16 protein-coding genes are annotated in these 15,582 nt (G+C 72.9%); 10 read left to right on the top strand and 6 right to left on the bottom strand.

From position 1 onward, the window contains the following. The 8 genes from efeO to ACBJ59_RS27285 all read left to right on the top strand — a co-directional run bounded on the left by efeO (position 1) and on the right by ACBJ59_RS27285 (position 8,568). Positions 1–1,131 carry an iron uptake system protein EfeO gene (gene efeO, locus ACBJ59_RS27320; protein WP_375113102.1) on the top strand — a complete coding sequence of 377 codons (1,131 nt, stop codon included), beginning with the start codon at positions 1–3 and terminating at the stop codon, positions 1,129–1,131. A gap of 15 nt (positions 1,132–1,146) precedes the next feature. Beyond that, a complete protein-coding gene (gene efeB, locus ACBJ59_RS27315; protein WP_375113101.1) occupies positions 1,147–2,538 on the top strand; it encodes an iron uptake transporter deferrochelatase/peroxidase subunit in 1,392 nt (463 codons plus the stop codon). A gap of 126 nt (positions 2,539–2,664) precedes the next feature. Next, positions 2,665–3,621 carry an STM4015 family protein gene (locus ACBJ59_RS27310; RefSeq protein ID WP_375113100.1) on the top strand — a complete coding sequence of 319 codons (957 nt, stop codon included), beginning with the start codon at positions 2,665–2,667 and terminating at the stop codon, positions 3,619–3,621. A 1-nt stretch (position 3,622) separates the two neighbouring features. Further along, complete coding sequence (locus ACBJ59_RS27305) at positions 3,623–4,606, top strand: STM4015 family protein (RefSeq protein WP_375113099.1); 984 nt, start codon at positions 3,623–3,625, stop codon at positions 4,604–4,606. 25 nt (positions 4,607–4,631) lie between these two features. Beyond that, the gene (locus ACBJ59_RS27300) at positions 4,632–5,693 is read left to right on the top strand and encodes an STM4014 family protein (RefSeq protein WP_375113098.1); all 1,062 of its coding nucleotides are present in this window, start codon (positions 4,632–4,634) and stop codon (positions 5,691–5,693) included. Then, positions 5,680–6,495 (top strand): STM4013/SEN3800 family hydrolase, encoded by an 816-nt coding sequence (locus ACBJ59_RS27295; protein WP_375113097.1) that lies wholly within the window; start codon positions 5,680–5,682, stop codon positions 6,493–6,495. The genes ACBJ59_RS27300 and ACBJ59_RS27295 overlap by 14 nt, the downstream gene beginning before the upstream one ends. Then, positions 6,482–7,747, top strand: coding sequence for an STM4012 family radical SAM protein (locus tag ACBJ59_RS27290; RefSeq protein ID WP_375113096.1), 1,266 nt, complete (start codon positions 6,482–6,484; stop codon positions 7,745–7,747). Before ACBJ59_RS27295 ends, ACBJ59_RS27290 begins: the two co-directional genes overlap by 14 nt. After that, complete coding sequence (locus tag ACBJ59_RS27285; RefSeq protein ID WP_375113095.1) at positions 7,741–8,568, top strand: STM4011 family radical SAM protein; 828 nt, start codon at positions 7,741–7,743, stop codon at positions 8,566–8,568. The genes ACBJ59_RS27290 and ACBJ59_RS27285 overlap by 7 nt, the downstream gene beginning before the upstream one ends. Before the next feature lie 62 nt (positions 8,569–8,630). Here ACBJ59_RS27285 and ACBJ59_RS27280 read toward each other — a convergent pair whose 3' ends face one another. The 5 genes from ACBJ59_RS27280 to ACBJ59_RS27260 form a co-directional block, all read right to left on the bottom strand. Beyond that, a complete protein-coding gene (locus tag ACBJ59_RS27280) occupies positions 8,631–9,866 on the bottom strand; it encodes a DUF6745 domain-containing protein (RefSeq protein WP_375113094.1) in 1,236 nt (411 codons plus the stop codon). Then, positions 9,866–10,162, bottom strand: coding sequence for a hypothetical protein (locus ACBJ59_RS27275; protein ID WP_375113093.1), 297 nt, complete (start codon positions 10,160–10,162; stop codon positions 9,866–9,868). Before ACBJ59_RS27275 ends, ACBJ59_RS27280 begins: the two co-directional genes overlap by 1 nt. A gap of 79 nt (positions 10,163–10,241) precedes the next feature. Continuing rightward, positions 10,242–10,466, bottom strand: coding sequence for a hypothetical protein (locus ACBJ59_RS27270; RefSeq protein WP_375113092.1), 225 nt, complete (start codon positions 10,464–10,466; stop codon positions 10,242–10,244). Between the two features lie 125 nt (positions 10,467–10,591). Continuing rightward, positions 10,592–11,053 (bottom strand): hypothetical protein, encoded by a 462-nt coding sequence (locus tag ACBJ59_RS27265; protein WP_375113091.1) that lies wholly within the window; start codon positions 11,051–11,053, stop codon positions 10,592–10,594. A 37-nt stretch (positions 11,054–11,090) separates the two neighbouring features. Continuing rightward, positions 11,091–11,966 (bottom strand): CGNR zinc finger domain-containing protein, encoded by an 876-nt coding sequence (locus ACBJ59_RS27260; RefSeq protein WP_375113090.1) that lies wholly within the window; start codon positions 11,964–11,966, stop codon positions 11,091–11,093. A 28-nt stretch (positions 11,967–11,994) separates the two neighbouring features. Between ACBJ59_RS27260 and ACBJ59_RS27255 the strand changes: the two genes are divergently transcribed. Continuing rightward, positions 11,995–12,876 carry an arginase family protein gene (locus ACBJ59_RS27255; RefSeq protein WP_375113089.1) on the top strand — a complete coding sequence of 294 codons (882 nt, stop codon included), beginning with the start codon at positions 11,995–11,997 and terminating at the stop codon, positions 12,874–12,876. Positions 12,877–13,025: 149 nt separating this feature from the next. On the opposite strand, the gene ACBJ59_RS27250 is transcribed toward ACBJ59_RS27255, so the two are convergent. After that, entirely contained in the window at positions 13,026–14,591 is a 1,566-nt protein-coding gene (locus ACBJ59_RS27250; protein WP_375113088.1) for a hypothetical protein, read from the bottom strand. An 82-nt stretch (positions 14,592–14,673) separates the two neighbouring features. On the opposite strand from ACBJ59_RS27250, the gene ACBJ59_RS27245 reads away from it, so the two are divergent. Further along, the gene (locus ACBJ59_RS27245; RefSeq protein WP_375113087.1) at positions 14,674–15,498 is read left to right on the top strand and encodes an SDR family NAD(P)-dependent oxidoreductase; all 825 of its coding nucleotides are present in this window, start codon (positions 14,674–14,676) and stop codon (positions 15,496–15,498) included. Positions 15,499–15,582: the final 84 nt, after the last annotated feature.

The raw sequence follows: 15,582 nt of genomic DNA, 5'->3' as shown, positions 1-15,582 counted from the left end.
ATGCGTACCGCCATCAGCATGTCCGCCGGCGCGCTCGCCCTGGCGGCGCTGGCCGCCTGCGGCTCGGGGGGCACTCCCGCCCCCTCCGGCTCCGCCGGACCCGGCAAGGTCGCCGTGGCCGCGAACGACACCGAGTGCAAGGTCGCCGCCACCGAGGTCGCGGCGGGCACCACCACGTTCGCGATCACGAACGGCGGCACCAAGGTCACCGAGTTCTACGTGTACGCGCCGGGCGACCGGGTCATGGCCGAGGTGGAGAACATCGTGCCCGGCCTGACCAGGGAGCTCATCGCCGAGCTGCCGGCCGGAGCGTACGAGACCGCCTGCAAGCCCGGCATGGTCGGCAAGGGCATCCGCAACGCGCTCAAGGTGACCGGCGAGCACAAACCGCTCAACGCCGACGCCAAGCTGGCCGAGGCCACCAGGAGCTACCAGCGCTACGTCAAGTCGCAGACCGACACGCTGCTGGTCAAGACCCAGGAGTTCGTGGACGCGGTCAAGGCGGGCGACATCGAGAAGGGCAAGGAGCTGTTCCCGGTGGCGCGTACGTACTGGGAGCGCATCGAGCCGGTCGCGGAGATCTTCGGCGACCTCGACCCCGCGATCGACGGCCGCGAGGCCGACCTGGCCGAGGGCGAGGAGTGGACCGGCTTCCACAAGATCGAGAAGGATCTGTGGATCCACAAGGACATCAGCAAGAGCGGCCCCATGGCCGACAAGCTGATCGCCGACATCAAGACCATCGTGGCCAAGGCCAACGCCACCGAGCTGACCCCGCTGAACCTGGCCAACGGCGCCAAGGAACTGCTCGACGAGGTGGCCACCGGGAAGATCACCGGCGAGGAGGACATCTGGTCGCACACCGACCTCTGGGACTTCGACGCCAACCTCGAAGGCTCCAAGGCGGCCGTGCAGGCGCTCCGGCCGGTGCTGGAGGAGCGGGCTCCCGACCTGGTCAAGACGCTGGACGAGAAGTTCGCGGCGGCCGAGGCGGCGCTCGCCGTGCACCAGAAGGGCGACGGCTGGCAGCTGCACAACGAGCTGTCGAAGGCCGAGCTGAAGGCGCTGTCCGACTCGATCAACGCCCTGGGCGAGCCGATCAGCAAGATCGCCCCGATCGTGGCGAAGTAGCGGGAGGTGGGCACGATGGCGACCAACGGACAGGGCGCCGCGGACGACCGGGAGCCTACGCCCGTCCCGGCCGGCGGGCAGGGCGCCGCGGACGCCCCCGCCGATGGGCCCGCCACCGGGCCCGACACCACGGGGTCGCCCGCTAAGGGGCGGGAGGCTCGGGTGAGCAGGAGGAAGCTGTTCGGTCTCGGCGCGGCGGGGGCCGCCGTGCTGGGCACCGGGGCGGTGGCGGCGCGGTCGCTGCTGGACGAGCCGCCCCGGGCGCACGCCTCCTCCACCTCCGACCCGTTCCCCTTCTACGGCGAGCACCAGGCCGGGATCGTCACGCCCGCGCAGGACCGGCTGCACTTCGTGTCCTTCGACGTCACGACGGACAAGCGGGCCGAGCTGATGGAGCTGCTGCAGGAGTGGACGGCCGCGGCGGCGCGGCTGACGCAGGGCAAGGAGGCGGGCTCGTTCGGCGCGGTGGGCGGCGCTCCCGAGGCCGCGCCCGACGACACGGGTGAGGCGCTCGGGCTGCCGGCGTCGGGGCTGACGCTGACGGTCGGGTTCGGGGCGTCGTTGTTCGACGAGCGGTTCGGGCTGGCGGGGAAGCGTCCGGCCGCTCTCGCCGACTTGCCGAATTTTCCGGGAGAGCAGCTCATTCCGGAAATTTCCGGAGGTGACCTCTGCGTGCAGGCGTGCGCCCACGACCCCCAGGTCGCCGTGCACGCCATCCGCAACCTGGCCAGGATCGGCTTCGGCAAGGTCTCCGTACGCTGGTCGCAGCTCGGCTTCGGCCGTACGTCGTCCACCTCCCGCTCCCAGACCACCCCGCGCAACCTCATGGGCTTCAAGGACGGCACGAACAACCTCAAGCTGGAGGACTCCGACCTGCTGCGCGACCAGCTCTGGGCCTCCGCCGAGGACGGCAGCGCCTGGATGGCGGGCGGCAGCTACCTGGTCACCCGCAAGATCCGCATGACCATCGAGACCTGGGACCGCACGTCGCTGGCCGAACAGGAGCAGATCTTCGGCCGGGACAAGGGCGAGGGTGCGCCGCTGGGCAAGAAGGCCGAGTTCGACCCGCTGGACTTCGCGGCCAAGGGGCCGGACGGGCAGCCGTACATCAAGGCGGACGCCCACGTACGGCTGGCACACCCGAGCTCGCACGGCAACGCGCACCTGCTGCGGCGGGGCTACAACTTCGTGGACGGCTCGGACGGGCTCGGCCGCCTGGACGCGGGGCTGTTCTTCATCGCCTACCAGCGGGATCCCCGCAAGCAGTTCGTACCGGTGCAGATGAGCCTGGCGCGCACCGATCCGCTCAACGAGTACATCAAGCACGTCTCCAGCGCCCTCTTCGCCTGCCCACCGGGCGTCCGGGACGCCGGGGACTACTGGGGCCGCACCCTCTTCGAAACCTGAGTCCCCGGGCGGCCGGGAGTCGCAGCCGCGGGAGCTGTGCTTCCAGGGCACGAAAGGTTGGCGGAAATGTCAGGTTGGTCTGGTAGGACAGGACAGCCGTATCCCCCCATGACCTAGGACCACCCCGTGACCGATGACCAGCCGACCCACTACGAGCGCTACCTCGACGCCTACGCCGGGTACCCCCTGGCCTATGCGGCCGCCCCGGAGGACGGGGAGCCGGGACCGGACCTGTCCGCCGTCGCCTGGCGGATCGAGGCGAGCGAGTGGGACGACGACGCCCCCGACCAGATCTCCGAAAGTTTCGACTGGTTTCTCGAAAATGCCGACACCGCGAAGGTCAAGGCCATCGTGATCGGGGAGTGGGAGGAGTGCTACGACACCGACAACGCGCCCGTCATCGCCCGCCTCGCCGAGAACGCCGGCCGCCTGCCCGAGCTGCGTTCCCTGTTCCTGGGCGCGATCTCGCCGGAGCAGGCCGAGATCTCCTGGATCCAGCAGTCGGACATCACGCCGCTGCTGGAGGCGTACCCGAAGCTGGAGCGGCTGGAGGTGCGGGGCGGGACGGGGCTCGCGCTGGCGCCGGTGCGGCACGAGGCGCTGCGGGTGCTCAGGTTCGAGACCGGCGGCCTGCCCGCGCAGGTCGTGCGCGGGGTCGGCGGCAGCGACCTGCCGGCGCTGGAGCACCTGGAGTTGTGGTTCGGCGTCGATGAGTACGGCGGCGACGCGACGGCGGCCGACGTGGCGGGGATCCTGGGCGGCGAGCGGCTGCCCGCGCTGCGCCACCTGGGCCTGCAGAACTGCCCGTTCGCGGACGAGCTGGCCGCCGGGCTGGCGGCCGCGCCCGTCGTGGCCCGGCTGGAGTCGTTGAGCCTGTCGATGGGCTCGCTCGGCGACGAGGGCGCGGCGGCGCTGCTCAGCGGCCAGCCGCTCACCCACCTGCGCCACTTCGACCTCGAACACCACTACATGAGCAGGGCGATGATGGCCCGCCTCACCGAGGCGCTGCCCGGGGTCGAGGTACGGCTGTCCGAGCCGCGAAGCCGCGACGAGGACTGGCGCTACGTCCAGGTGAGCGAGTGACATGGACCGGTACGAGGTGACGTTCGCCGATCCCGGCGACACGTTCCGGCCCGGCGACCCGGCCCACCACGACCACTCCTTCGGCCTGAACCGCGAGCACTTCGCCGGTCTGCCCGTCAGGGCTCCGGGCCAGGGCGCGGACCCGTCCGAGCGGGTCGCCTGGCTCGTGTACGACGAGGGCCACCACGACGCGGACAGGAACGAGACGAGCCTGGCCGACGAGCTCGACGGCCTGCTGGCGAGCGTGGACCCCGGCCGGGTGGAGGCCCTCGCGGTGACCGGCTACGGCTCGACCAACGCGCCCAGGGTGCTCGCGGCGTACGCCGACCGGCTGCCCGCGCTGCGCTCGGTGTTCCTCGGGTTCACCGAGACCGAGACGTGGGAGATCTCCTGGATCCGGCAGGGCGACATCACGCCGCTGCTGGCGGCGTACCCGGAGTTGGAGCGGCTGGAGGTGCGCGGGTCGGAGGGGCTCGTGCTGCGGCCGGTCGCCCACGAGCACCTCAGGGTGCTGCGGTTCGAGTGCGGCGGGCTGCCGGGCGAGGTGGTCCGGGCGGTCAGTGCGAGCACGTTCCCGGCGCTGGAGCACCTGGAGCTGTGGCTCGGCGTCGAGGACTACGGCGGCGACGCGACGATCGCCGACCTGGAGGGCGTCCTGTCGGGCGTGCGGCTGCCCGCGCTCAGGCGGCTCGGGCTGCGCGACAGCGAGCGACAGGACGAGGTGGCCGCCGCCGTGGCCGCCGCGCCCGTGGTGGCCCGGCTGGAGGAGCTCAGCCTGGGCATGGGGCTGCTCACGGACCGGGGCGCGGAGGCGCTGCTCAGCGGGCAGCCCCTGACCCACCTGCGCGTCCTGGACCTGCGGCACCACTTCCTCCGCGACGCCATGATCTCCCGGATGCGGGCGGCGCTGCCCGGCATCGTCGACCTCCACGAGAGACGGGTTCCCGAGGTCGACGACTGGATGTACGTGGCGGTGGCCGAGTGACGGCCCCGAAGGTGACGGTGGGCGGGTGACGACGTCGGGGACGCCGGTGCGGTTCGGCGTGGTCGGGACGCCCGGGGATCGGCGGGTCACCATGTTCCGGGACGCCGTGGTCGGGCGGGGGCTCGCGGAGCCGTACGTGATCTCGTGGCCGGACGTGCTGGCCGGGCGCGAGGTCGGCGCGCCCGAGGGGTCGCTGCTGCGCGTCGACTCCCCCGGGGAGGACGCGCGGGCCGACGAGCTGCTGCGCGGGCCGGGCGATCCGGCGCGGGTGGGCGGGGGCGCCGCCTGGCACAAGGCGTTCACCGCCGGGCTGGAGCGGGTCGCGGCGATCCCCGGCGTGCGGCTGCTGGGGGACGTGGGCGAGATCGGGGTGATGTTCGACAAGCGGCGCTGCCATGCGGTGCTGGCGGGGGCCGGGGTGCCGGTGCCGGGCGCGTTCGAGGCCGGGTCGTACGAGGAGTTGCGCGAGGAGATGGCGCGGCGCGGCTGGGCCAGGGTGTTCGTGAAACCCGCCCACGGCTCCTCGGCCTCCGGCGTGATCGCCTTCCAGGCCCACGCCGGCCGCGTGCGGGCGGTCACCTCGGCCACCTGGATCGGCGGGGTGCTGTGCAACTCGCTGCGGGTCAGGACCGTGACGGAGGAGGCGGAGGCGCGGCGGCTGGTGGACTTCCTGGCGGCCGACGGGTTACACGTGGAGCGGTGGTTCCCGAAGGCGTCGAGCGGCGGGCGGGTGTTCGACCTGCGGGTGGTGACCGTGGCCGGGGCTCCGACGCACGCCGTCGTACGTACGAGCCGCAGCCCCATGACGAACCTGCACCTCGGCGGCTCGCGCGGCGACCTGGAGACGGTGCGCGGCCGGGCCGGGCTGTGGGAGCGGGTGCTGGAGGTGTGCGCCCGGGCGGCCGCGTGTTTCCCGGGCAGCCTGAGCACGGGCGTGGACGTGATGGTCGGGGCGGACTGGCGGTCGGTGGCGGTGGCGGAGGTCAACGCGTTCGGGGACCTGCTGCCGGGGCTGGGGGATTTTTCAGGACATGGGCGGGACACCTATGCCGAGCAGGTCGAGGCGGTCATCGATGGCCGCTGGTGACGGGCTCGACATGAACGCGATCATCGGCAGCCACGACGTCCTCCTGGTCACGCTCGACACGCTGCGCTACGACGTGGCCGCCGCCCAGGCCGGGGCGGGGCTGTTGCCGAACCTGCTGCCGCCCGGCGCGCGCTGGGAGCGGCGGCACAGCCCGGGCAGCTTCACGTACGCCGCCCACGCCGCCATGTTCGCCGGCTTCCTGCCCACGCCGGTCACCCCCGGCCCGCATCCCCGGCTGTTCGCGGCCACGTTCCCCGGGAGCGAGAGCACGGCGGCGGGGACGTGGGTGTTCGACGCTCCCGACCTGCCCACGGGTCTGGCGCGGGCCGGCTACCACACGGTGTGCGTCGGCGGCGTCGGGTTCTTCAACAAGCTCACCCCGCTCGGGTCGGCGCTGCCGGGCCTGTTCGCCGAGAGCCACTGGGAGCCGGAGTTCGGTGTGACGAACCCCGCCTCGCTGGAGCGCCAGATCGACCGCGCCGCCGAGGTGCTGCGGGACGCGCGCGGGCCGGTCTTCCTCTTCCTCAACGTCTCGGCCCTGCACCAGCCGAACCACTTCTACCTGCCCGGCGCCACCGGCGACTCCCTGGACAGCCACGCCGCCGCCCTGCGCTACGTCGACCAGCACATCGGCCGGCTCTACGCGCTCATGAGCCGCCGCCGGCCCTGCCTGGCGATCGTGTGCTCCGACCACGGCACGGCGTACGGCGAGGACGGGCACGTCGGCCACCGCACTGGCCACGAGGTGGTCTGGACGGTCCCCTACACCCATTTCGTCCTGGAGAACCATGCGGCCGTATGAGAGTTACGTCTACGCCTACCCGCACAAGACCGCGTACCGGCCGCTCGACCCGCGCCCGCACCTCAAGGAGGTCTGGGCCGGGGAACGGCCGGGAGCGCTGTACGTGCACATCCCGTTCTGCGAGATGCGCTGCGGCTTCTGCAACCTGTTCACCCGCACCGGCGCGCCGGAGGAGCTGGTCACGGCCTACCTGGACGCCCTCGAACGCCAGGCCGGGCAGGTACGCGACGCGCTGGAGGAGACCTCCTTCGGCACGGCGGCCTTCGGCGGGGGCACGCCGACGTACCTCAGCGCCCGCGAGCTGGACCGGCTGTTCGACCTGACGGAGCGGACGATGGGCGTGGACCTGGCGCGGATCCCGCTGTCGGTGGAGACCTCCCCCGCCACCGCCACGCCCGACCGCCTGTCCGTGCTCGCCGAGCGCGGCACGTCGCGGATCTCCATCGGCGTGCAGAGCTTCGTGCCGGAGGAGGCCCGCTCGGCGGTGCGCCCGCAGAAGCGCGCCGAGGTGGACGCGGCGCTGGACGCGATCAGGGCGTCGGGCGTGCCGGTGCTGAACATCGACCTGATCTACGGCATCGACGGGCAGACGCCCCGGTCGTGGCGGTACTCGCTGGACACGGCACTCGGGTGGCGGCCGGAGGAGCTGTACCTCTACCCGCTCTACGTCCGGCCGCTGACCGGGCTGGGCAAGCAGGGGCGGGCATGGGACGACCAGCGCCTGGAGCTCTACCGGGCCGGGCGCGACCATTTGCTGGCGGCCGGGTACGAGCAGGTGTCCATGCGCATGTTCCGGCTCCCCGGTTCCGGTGCGGAGGCGGACTACTGCTGCCAGACCGACGGCATGGTGGGCCTGGGCTGCGGCGCACGGTCGTACACGAGCGGCCTGCACTACTCCTTCGAGTACGCCGTCGGCGCCCGGCACGTGCGCTCGATCATCGACGACTACGTGGCCAGGGCCGACTTCGACGTGGCGAACGTGGGCTTCGCGCTCTCGCCGGACGAGCGCAGGCGGCGGCACCTCATCCAGTCGCTGCTGCGGGCGGAGGGCATGTCCCGGCGGCTCTACACGGACCGGTTCGGCACCGACGTCCTGCACGACTTCTCCATGGACGGGCTCGGCCACTGGCTCACGATCACGGACGAGACGATCACGCTCACCCCGGAGGGCCTGGCCCACTCGGACGCGGTCGGCCCCGCCCTGTTCTCGCCCGAGGTGCGGCGGCTCATGGACGGGTACGAGGCATGCTGACCATCCTCTACCGGGGCCCCCTCGCCAGCTGCGACTACGACTGCGCCTACTGCCCGTTCGCCAAGCGCCGGGACACGCCCGAGCAGTTGCGCGCCGACAGGGCCGCGCTGGAGCGGTTCGCCGGGTGGGTCGCGGAGCAGGCGTTCGAGGTCTCGGTGCTGTTCACGCCGTGGGGTGAGGGCCTGGTCAGGTCCTGGTACCGGCGGGCCCTCGTGGAGCTGTCCTGGCTGCCGAACGTCGCGAAGGTCGCCATCCAGACGAATCTGAGCTGCCGTACGGGGTGGTTGTCGGAGGCATCGGAGCGGGCCGCGCTGTGGGTGACCTACCACCCGACGCAGGTGCCGTACGAGCGGTTCCTGGCCAAGGTCCGCTCGCTCCCGGTGCGCCACAGCGTCGGCATCGTCGGCGACCCGGCGCACCTGCCGTACGCGAGGAGGCTCCGGGCCGACCTGCCGCCCGAGACGTACGTGTGGGTCAACGCCGAGGAGGGCCGCCTCTACACCGACGCCGAGGCCGCCGAGTGGTCGGCCGTCGACCCGCTCTTCCACCACAGCCGCTTCTCGCACGCCAGCGCGGGGCTGCCCTGCCGCACGGGAGACAGCGTGATCTCGGTGAACGGCGACGGCACCGTGCGCCGCTGCCACTTCGTGCCGGAGGTGCTGGGCAACCTGTATGACGGCTCGTACCGGGGCGCGCTGCGGCCCCGGGGGTGCCCCGCCACGGCCTGCGACTGCCATATCGGGTATGTCCACCTGGAGCCGCTCGGTCTCTACGACGTCTTCACCGGCGGGGTGCTCGAACGCATCCCCACCACCTTCTAGCCTCGGCGAGCGAACCGCCGTACCGGACCATGACCGCCCGGCCCTTCCGGGGCGCCGTGACCTCAGGTCTCACGCTGCGGGAGGTAGGCGTCCTCGGCGACCCCGAACGTCCACGCGACCCCCTGGCGGGCGCGCTCGGTCCACGGCGGCACCCGCAGGAAGTAGGTGCGGCGGGTGCCGTCGGGCTCGGGCGTGGAGTTGACCACCTCCACCATGACCAGCGGCTCATCGCCGTCCAGCTCGACCCGCCACAGGACGCCGGTCTCGTCGGAGTGCACCGGCTTCGCGCCCGACTCGGCCAGGTAGCGGTCGAACCCGAAGTGCTCCAGCATGACGCGGCGCAACTCGGCGTTCTCCTCGGAGCGGATGCGCTCGGGGGTGAGCCCGGTCATCGCGGCGCCGAAGCCGGCCGGGACGGGCATGCCGTGCCAGGCGTGCAGGGCGAACCCGTCGGCGTAGACCATGGCCGGCCCGTCCGCGCGGTGCAACCGCCCCTGGTCGTCGAGGTGCAGCTCGACGGGCCGTTCCGTGACGATGGCGACCCGTTCGTACGGCCACCACCACCCCGCGCGCTCGGCGACCCGCTTGAGCCCGTCAAGCCCATCGAGCCCATCGAGCCCGCCCAGCGCCGCCGACCCGGGCGCGTCGAGCGCGTCGAGCCCGTCAAGCCCGTCAAGCCCGCCCAGCCCGTCGAGCCCGCCCAGCGCCGCCGGCCCGGGCGCGTCGAGCGCGTCGAACGCCGAGAGCCAGGGCGCGTCGTGCTGCCCGAGCACGGCGTCGAGGGTCACCTGCCGCAAGCTCTCGCCGCCCCGGTCGGCGATCGCCCGCCGCAGGTCACCGACGAGCCGATCGACCTGCGGCCAGAGCCGCCCACCCGTCTCGGCCCACAGCTCCGCCCACCCGACAGGCCCCAGTTCGCCGTACGCCGCCGCCCTGGCCCGCTCCCAGGGCCTGGTACGCAACTCATCCCGCACACACCGCCCGGCCCCACCGCCCCCCAGCCCGAGACCACCACTCCCGACCCCGGGACCGGCACTTCCCACCCCGCCGGGACCGTCGCCCCCCTGCCCGTCGGGACCGTCGCTCCCATCGGGACCGTCGCTTCCCTGCCCGGAACCGGCCTCCGCACCTCCGGCCAGGCGAGCCGCCAGTTCGGCTCCGGCGGCGGGCGACGGCAGCACCACGACCAGCTCGGGCTCGGCCAGCCCCGCCTCCCGGTACGCCTGCCGCACAGCCTCCTCGGCATCCTCCCCCGGCCCGGTGGCGAGGGCGACCCGCTCCCACGTCAAGGTCGCCATCAGTCGGCCACCACCCGGTAGGAGCCGGGCACGTATTCACGCTGCCGGACCACGCGATACCAGCCCTTCGGCAACGAGATCGCCTCATGCTCCTCATGCACCAGCCGCCCGCCCTCGGGCAGGTGCAGAAAGCCCCGGGCCAACGTGCCGGGACCGGGGATGGCGTGACAGTGCCCGGTGGCCTCACCGTGCGCCAGCACGAGCCGCCCACGGGCATCCCTCGGCTCGGAACGCGCCACGCCGGGCGCGGACTCCTCGGGAACGGGCACGAGCAGGATGTCGCCCTGTCGGTACATCGACCAACCTCCATCGATCGGGGGGATGATCGAAAGCTAACCGGGCCCACCGACAATTCCCGGTCTCACCCGCGCCGCCCTACCGGCCACGCCGCTGGTCGGTCTGCTTCGGATGACCGGCGCCGGCGCGCGTGATCCACAAGGTGCGCTCCTCATCGTCGATCGCGTACCACAACCGACCGCCGGACGTGGCTTCGTACTGCCACTGTTCCAGCGATTGGCCGCCTACCTTGACCACACCGAGCGCACCCTTGAGCGGGTGCTGGCGGCAGTCCACCCGTCGCGGGTCCGCGGTGATGGCCACCCATGCCCGGTCGAGGTTCTCCGGCGCTTGGGCGAGAAGGTGCCGCCAGCCCTCAGCCGCGCGCCTGTCGGCGAAGCGGACGCGCCATGGATGAGGCCGCGGCACGTCGTCGCCACGCCCTGACATCAGACGTCGCCGTTCGGGCGCGTTACCTCTCCGCCGTCGCCGGGGAAGGGCCCCTGCAGTTCGCGGGCGAGCCGGGGATCGCTCCAGACCACCGCGGTCGATCGCCACGACGTCAGCGCCCGCGCGAACGGGAGCAGCTCTCCCGTGTCCGCACCGGCGATCAGGTGGTTGAGGAGCTCACGCACGCACTCATGCCGCTCCGCATCGGGCAGCCAGGTGAGCCAGGGAAGCTCCTCTGCCAGCACTTCCTCCGCGAGATCGCCGTTGCGGCGAGCCACGATGGCGAGCGCTCGGGCGGCGATGCGCAGGCTGGACGCCCCCGCTTCGAACCGTTCCGCGCGCATCAGAATGAGGTTCTCGTCGTCGCGGCGTTCGAGGATGACGTCGGCATTGTCCAGGGTGGGCAGCACCTCTGAGGGTCCCCGGAGGAACGCGCTGTACGGAAAGCTCTTCGTCACCATGGCCACCAGCTTATCTGAAGTAGTTCAGATAAGCAGCTCAGCGGTGGCGGGCGCGGGAGGCGGCGGCGTGGGCGCGGTTGGCGCAGCGGGTCGAGCAGAACTGGCGCCGGCCTGGGCGGCTCCGGTCGACGAAGGCGTCCTGGCACGGGCGGGCCGCGCACAGGCGCAGCCGTTCCCAGTCGCCGGCCGCCGCGAGGTCCAGCAGTTCCGTCACCGCCCGCACCGCGAGCCGCTCGCCCAGCGGGGCGCCCTCGGGGGCGGCGAGCCGCAGGACCGGGGTGCCGTCCGAGTCGACCACGGTCGCGCGCAGCGGCAGCTCGGCCGCCCAGCGGGCCAGGGCCCGCGTCCGCGCCTGCGCGTCCGCGCCGCTCAGGACCTCCCGGAGCCGCCCCCGCACCCCCCGGACGGCCTCGAGCTCCCCCGCCTCACCCCCCTCCCGCCGACCGCCACCAGCCTCCTCCACCGAGCCCGCTTCGCCCGCTTCGCCCCGGCCCCCGCCGGACCCACCCGCCGAACCCGCACCGTCCCGGCCACCCCCCGACACACCCGCCGGACCCGCACCACCCTGGCCACCGCCCGACGCACCCGCCGGACCCGCACCACCCTGGCCACCGCCCGACGCACCCGCCGGACCCGCACCACCCTGGCCACCGCCCGACGCACCCGCCGAGCCCGCATCGCCCCGGCCACCGCCCGACCCGCCCGCCGAGCCCGCGCCGTCCCGGCCGCCGTCGGACGCACTTGGGGTGACCGACTCTCGCTCATCGCCGCCGGGTGCGCCCGGCACGTCCAGTTCCGCGCAGAAGCGTCGCAACGCCGCCACGTCCGGGAGCCGCTCCGGGTCGTCCAGGTATTCGTCCCACGCGTTGGCCAGGTCGATCGCCACGACCCCCGTCTCACCGAACTGGCGCATCCGCACCCCTCCTGTTACCGTCAGGACTATGAGCATAATAACCCCTGACAGAGTCTTGACGGTCCTCGACGCCCCCTCCAACCTCGGCCTGCGCCCACCGGCCCCCGGCACGATCCCCGGCTGCTACAAGGCCCCCTGGGCGCTGCGGAACGCCGGACTTGTGGGGCGTCTCGGCGCGACCGACGCGGGCGCGCTCGTCCCGCCCCGCTACGTGACCACCTGGAAGCCGGGCGACGGCGTGCGCAACGGGCCCGCCATCGCGGCCTACGCCCGTGCCCTGGCCGACCGGGTGAGCGTGATCAGGCGGGACGGCGGGTTCCCGATCCTGCTGGGCGGTGACTGCTCGATCGTGCTCGGGCCCGCCCTGGCCCTGCGCGAGGAGGGGCGGTACGGGCTGGCGTACCTGGACGCGCATGCCGACTTCCGGCACCTGGGCAACTCGCCGCACGTCGGCGCGGCGGCCGGTGAGGATCTGGCTCTGGTCACCGGGCGGGGTGACGACTACCTGACGGACATCGGCGGGCTGCGGCCGTACGTCAGGGACGAGGACGTGATCGTGCTCGGGGTGCGGGACGAGGAGGACCTGCGGGACATCGCCGACAGCGGGCTGGCGTACGTGCCCGGAAACGACATCCCCCTCGACCGGGCCAGGGAGGTGCTGGTGCGGGATGAGCTCGACGGGTTCTGGATCCACGTGGACGCGGACGTGCTCGACCCGTCCGTGCTGTCCGCCGTGGACTCCCCGACTCCTGGCGGGCTCGACGCCGGCCGGCTCACCGGGCTGCTGCGCGGGCTGGCGGGCCTGCCGGGAGCCGCCGGGCTGGAGGTGACGATCCTCGACCCCGACCTCGACCCGAACGGCACCCAGGCGGCCCTGCTGGCCGACATCCTGGTGGCCGCCCTCACCTGACCCCCGACCCCCGACCCCTGACCCCGTCCTCCGCACGTCGCCGCTCCTGGCCTCCCACTTTCGGCCCGCCCGTGACAAGCGCCGCTCGTGACAAGCGCCGCTCGCGACAAGCGCGGTCCCGATGAGGGCGGGTCCCGATGAGGGCGGGATTAGCGGATCACGTAAGCGCTCGTGCTGGAGTGGCCGGCCGCGTTGGTGGCCGTGATGGCGGTCCAGGCGCCCGAGGGCACGTACGGGGCCCAGGCCGACTCGAGCCGCTCCCGCCCGTACCATTCCTGCTTCACCACCACGTCGCCGAAGCGCAGCGTGCCGCCGTGCAGGTTGTGGCCCTCGACGAGGATCCCGGGCCGCCCGTTCAGCTCCTTCCGGTACGCGGCGACGATGATCGGCTGCTGCCACCCGGCCGCGATGTCGTCGGCGAGCGACGGCGTGTCGTAGCGGGCCTGGCAGGTGAAGAAGGGGTCCCACCCGTAAGAGATGACCTTGACGGCATGCCGCCCCGCCGCCATGACCTGCTGGTCGAGCCGGCTCTTCGTGGTCCGCCCGCGCAGCGGCAGCGGGTCCACCCGCCCGCACTCGCCCGTCGCCGGGGAGGGTTCGAAGCCCTCCACGTTGACCCACAGCTCCACGCCCTCCGGGACGCGCCGGGCCGCCGCCTCGACGTAGTCGCTGGTGGAGCCGTAGTAGGCCTGCGCGTTGCTCACGTCTCCCACGACCGGCACCAGCCGGGGCGCCACCTTCGCGGCGGCCTCGTGCGCGCCGTACACCGGGACCTTGCCCGTCCCCCGCCCGTCCTGCACGGCGATCGCCATCGGCAGCCCCGCCCGGGTGCCGGCGAGGTCCGCGAGGCCCTCCTCCACCTGCGACGGCGGGAACCCGCGGCCCCTGCGCGCGTCGATGTACGGGCTGACCACGATCTTCTTCCCGGGCAGCGCGGCGGCGACGACCGCGTGCTGGGCCGCGTACAGCAAGACGATCGGGTCCTTGTCCGCCCGCGCCCGCACGGCCAGCTCGAACGACTGGTACACCCCGCCGAACGCCGACAGCCCCGTGAACCGCTCCCGGTAGTCGGCCAGCACCCGCGCCGTGAAGGCGTTGAGCGCCGCGGTGTGCGCGTGGTCGGGCTCCCACGGCTTGCCCTCCCGCTGGGGCGCCGCGGGCAGCCCGGGGAAGACCGTCATGCCGTACGCGGTCGCCTCCCGCATCAGGTTCCCCAGCCCGTCGCCGTCGGTGGTGACGAGCACGAGGTCGTGCACGGCTTCGGCGCAGGAGGCGGCCAGCGACAGCCGGTAGAAGATCCGCCCCCGGCTCTCGATCCGCCGGTCGAGCCCGGGGCAGCGCAGCATGCCCGGCCCGAACTCCTCGCTGGTCGCGTACGTGTAGACCTGGCGGACCCGCTTGCCCGGCACCTCGGCGCACGGCCTGCCGTCCACGAGGCAGGCGTCGAAGTCGGGATCGGGCCGGGTGTCGAACCGGGGCCCGAACGTGATCAGCGTGTCGCCGCCGATGGTGTGGATCGCCTCGACCATCCGCTGCGTGACGCACCTGTCGGCCCGCGGCATGACCCAGTAGCCGGTGACCGCGTAGGGGGCCGCCACCCGGGTGTCGCGGGGCGGGCATTCCTCCGTCTCCGGATCGTCCGGTATGACCATGCCCACCACAAAGGCGACCGCCACGACCAGCCACAGGATCCGGTGCACCCACGCCCCTTCCACGCGCCCCCAGCCTACGCATCACACCCCCGGTGCGAGCCGCCGTCGAGTGATCGCGGAGAATGGCGGCAGGGGGTGGGACATCGTGCGGATCGATCTCAGTGGCAGGACCGCGCTGGTCACCGGCTCGACCCAGGGGATCGGGGCGGCCATCGCCACCGGGCTGGCCCAGGCCGGGGCCCGGGTGGGCATCAACGGCCGCGGCGAGGGCTCGGTCGCGGCGGCCATCGAGCGGATGGACGACGAGCGCATCGAGGCCGAGCGGACCGTCGGCGCGCTGCCGCGCTACGACCTGGTCGCGGCGCCGGGCGACGTCTCGACGGACGAGGGCTGCGAGCGGGTGGTGAGCATGCTCCCCCACGTGGACATCCTGGTCAACAACCTGGGCATCTTCGGGGCCAAGCCGGCGCTGGAGATCGGCGACGACGAGTGGCGGCGCTACTTCGAGGTCAACGTGCTGGCCGCGGTCCGCCTCACCCGGGCCTACCTGCCCGCCATGACCGAGCGCGGCTGGGGCCGGATCCAGTACATCGCGAGCGACTCCGCCGTCGTCATCCCCCAGGAGATGATCCACTACGGCATGACGAAGACCGCGCTGCTGGCGGTCTCCCGTGGGTTCGCCAAGGAGGCGGCGGGCGGCGGGGTGACGGTCAACTCCGTGATCGCGGGGCCGACGCACACCGGGGGCGTGGAGGAGTTCGTCTACCAGCTGGTGGACCGGGACCTGCCCTGGGATCGGGCGCAGCGGGAGTTCATGCGGCTGCACCGCCCGCAGTCGCTGCTCCAGCGGCTGATCGAGCCCGAGGAGATCGCGAACATGGTGGTCTACCTGAGCTCGCCCTTCGCCTCCGCGACGACGGGCGCGGCGGTGCGGGTGGACGGCGGCTACGTGGACTCGATCCTTCCCTGAACGCGACACCCTCTGAAGGAGAGCCTCCCCTGAGCGCGATCCTCCCCTGAAGGAGAGCCACGGGCTCCCACTGCCGGGGGATGT

The sequence above is a fragment of the Nonomuraea sp. MTCD27 genome (assembly GCF_041950495.1).
Taxonomy (GTDB): Bacteria; Actinomycetota; Actinomycetes; order Streptosporangiales; family Streptosporangiaceae; genus Nonomuraea.
The sequence above is the reverse complement of the archived record's forward strand: the minus strand, read 5'-3'. Positions and strand labels throughout refer to the sequence as shown.

What these genes read in the sequence shown, in the direction of transcription:
- efeO (WP_375113102.1), top strand. Translation starts at nt 1, where the DNA reads ATGCGTACCGCCATCAGCATGTCCGCCGGCGCGCTCGCCCTGGCGGCG.
- efeB (WP_375113101.1), top strand. Translation starts at nt 1,147, where the DNA reads ATGGCGACCAACGGACAGGGCGCCGCGGACGACCGGGAGCCTACGCCC.
- ACBJ59_RS27305 (WP_375113099.1), top strand. Translation starts at nt 3,623, where the DNA reads ATGGACCGGTACGAGGTGACGTTCGCCGATCCCGGCGACACGTTCCGG.
- ACBJ59_RS27295 (WP_375113097.1), top strand. Translation starts at nt 5,680, where the DNA reads ATGGCCGCTGGTGACGGGCTCGACATGAACGCGATCATCGGCAGCCAC.
- ACBJ59_RS27290 (WP_375113096.1), top strand. Translation starts at nt 6,482, where the DNA reads ATGCGGCCGTATGAGAGTTACGTCTACGCCTACCCGCACAAGACCGCG.
- ACBJ59_RS27285 (WP_375113095.1), top strand. Translation starts at nt 7,741, where the DNA reads ATGCTGACCATCCTCTACCGGGGCCCCCTCGCCAGCTGCGACTACGAC.
- ACBJ59_RS27280 (WP_375113094.1), bottom strand. Translation starts at nt 9,866, where the DNA reads ATGGCGACCTTGACGTGGGAGCGGGTCGCCCTCGCCACCGGGCCGGGG.
- ACBJ59_RS27275 (WP_375113093.1), bottom strand. Translation starts at nt 10,162, where the DNA reads ATGTACCGACAGGGCGACATCCTGCTCGTGCCCGTTCCCGAGGAGTCC.
- ACBJ59_RS27265 (WP_375113091.1), bottom strand. Translation starts at nt 11,053, where the DNA reads ATGGTGACGAAGAGCTTTCCGTACAGCGCGTTCCTCCGGGGACCCTCA.
- ACBJ59_RS27260 (WP_375113090.1), bottom strand. Translation starts at nt 11,966, where the DNA reads ATGCGCCAGTTCGGTGAGACGGGGGTCGTGGCGATCGACCTGGCCAAC.
- ACBJ59_RS27255 (WP_375113089.1), top strand. Translation starts at nt 11,995, where the DNA reads ATGAGCATAATAACCCCTGACAGAGTCTTGACGGTCCTCGACGCCCCC.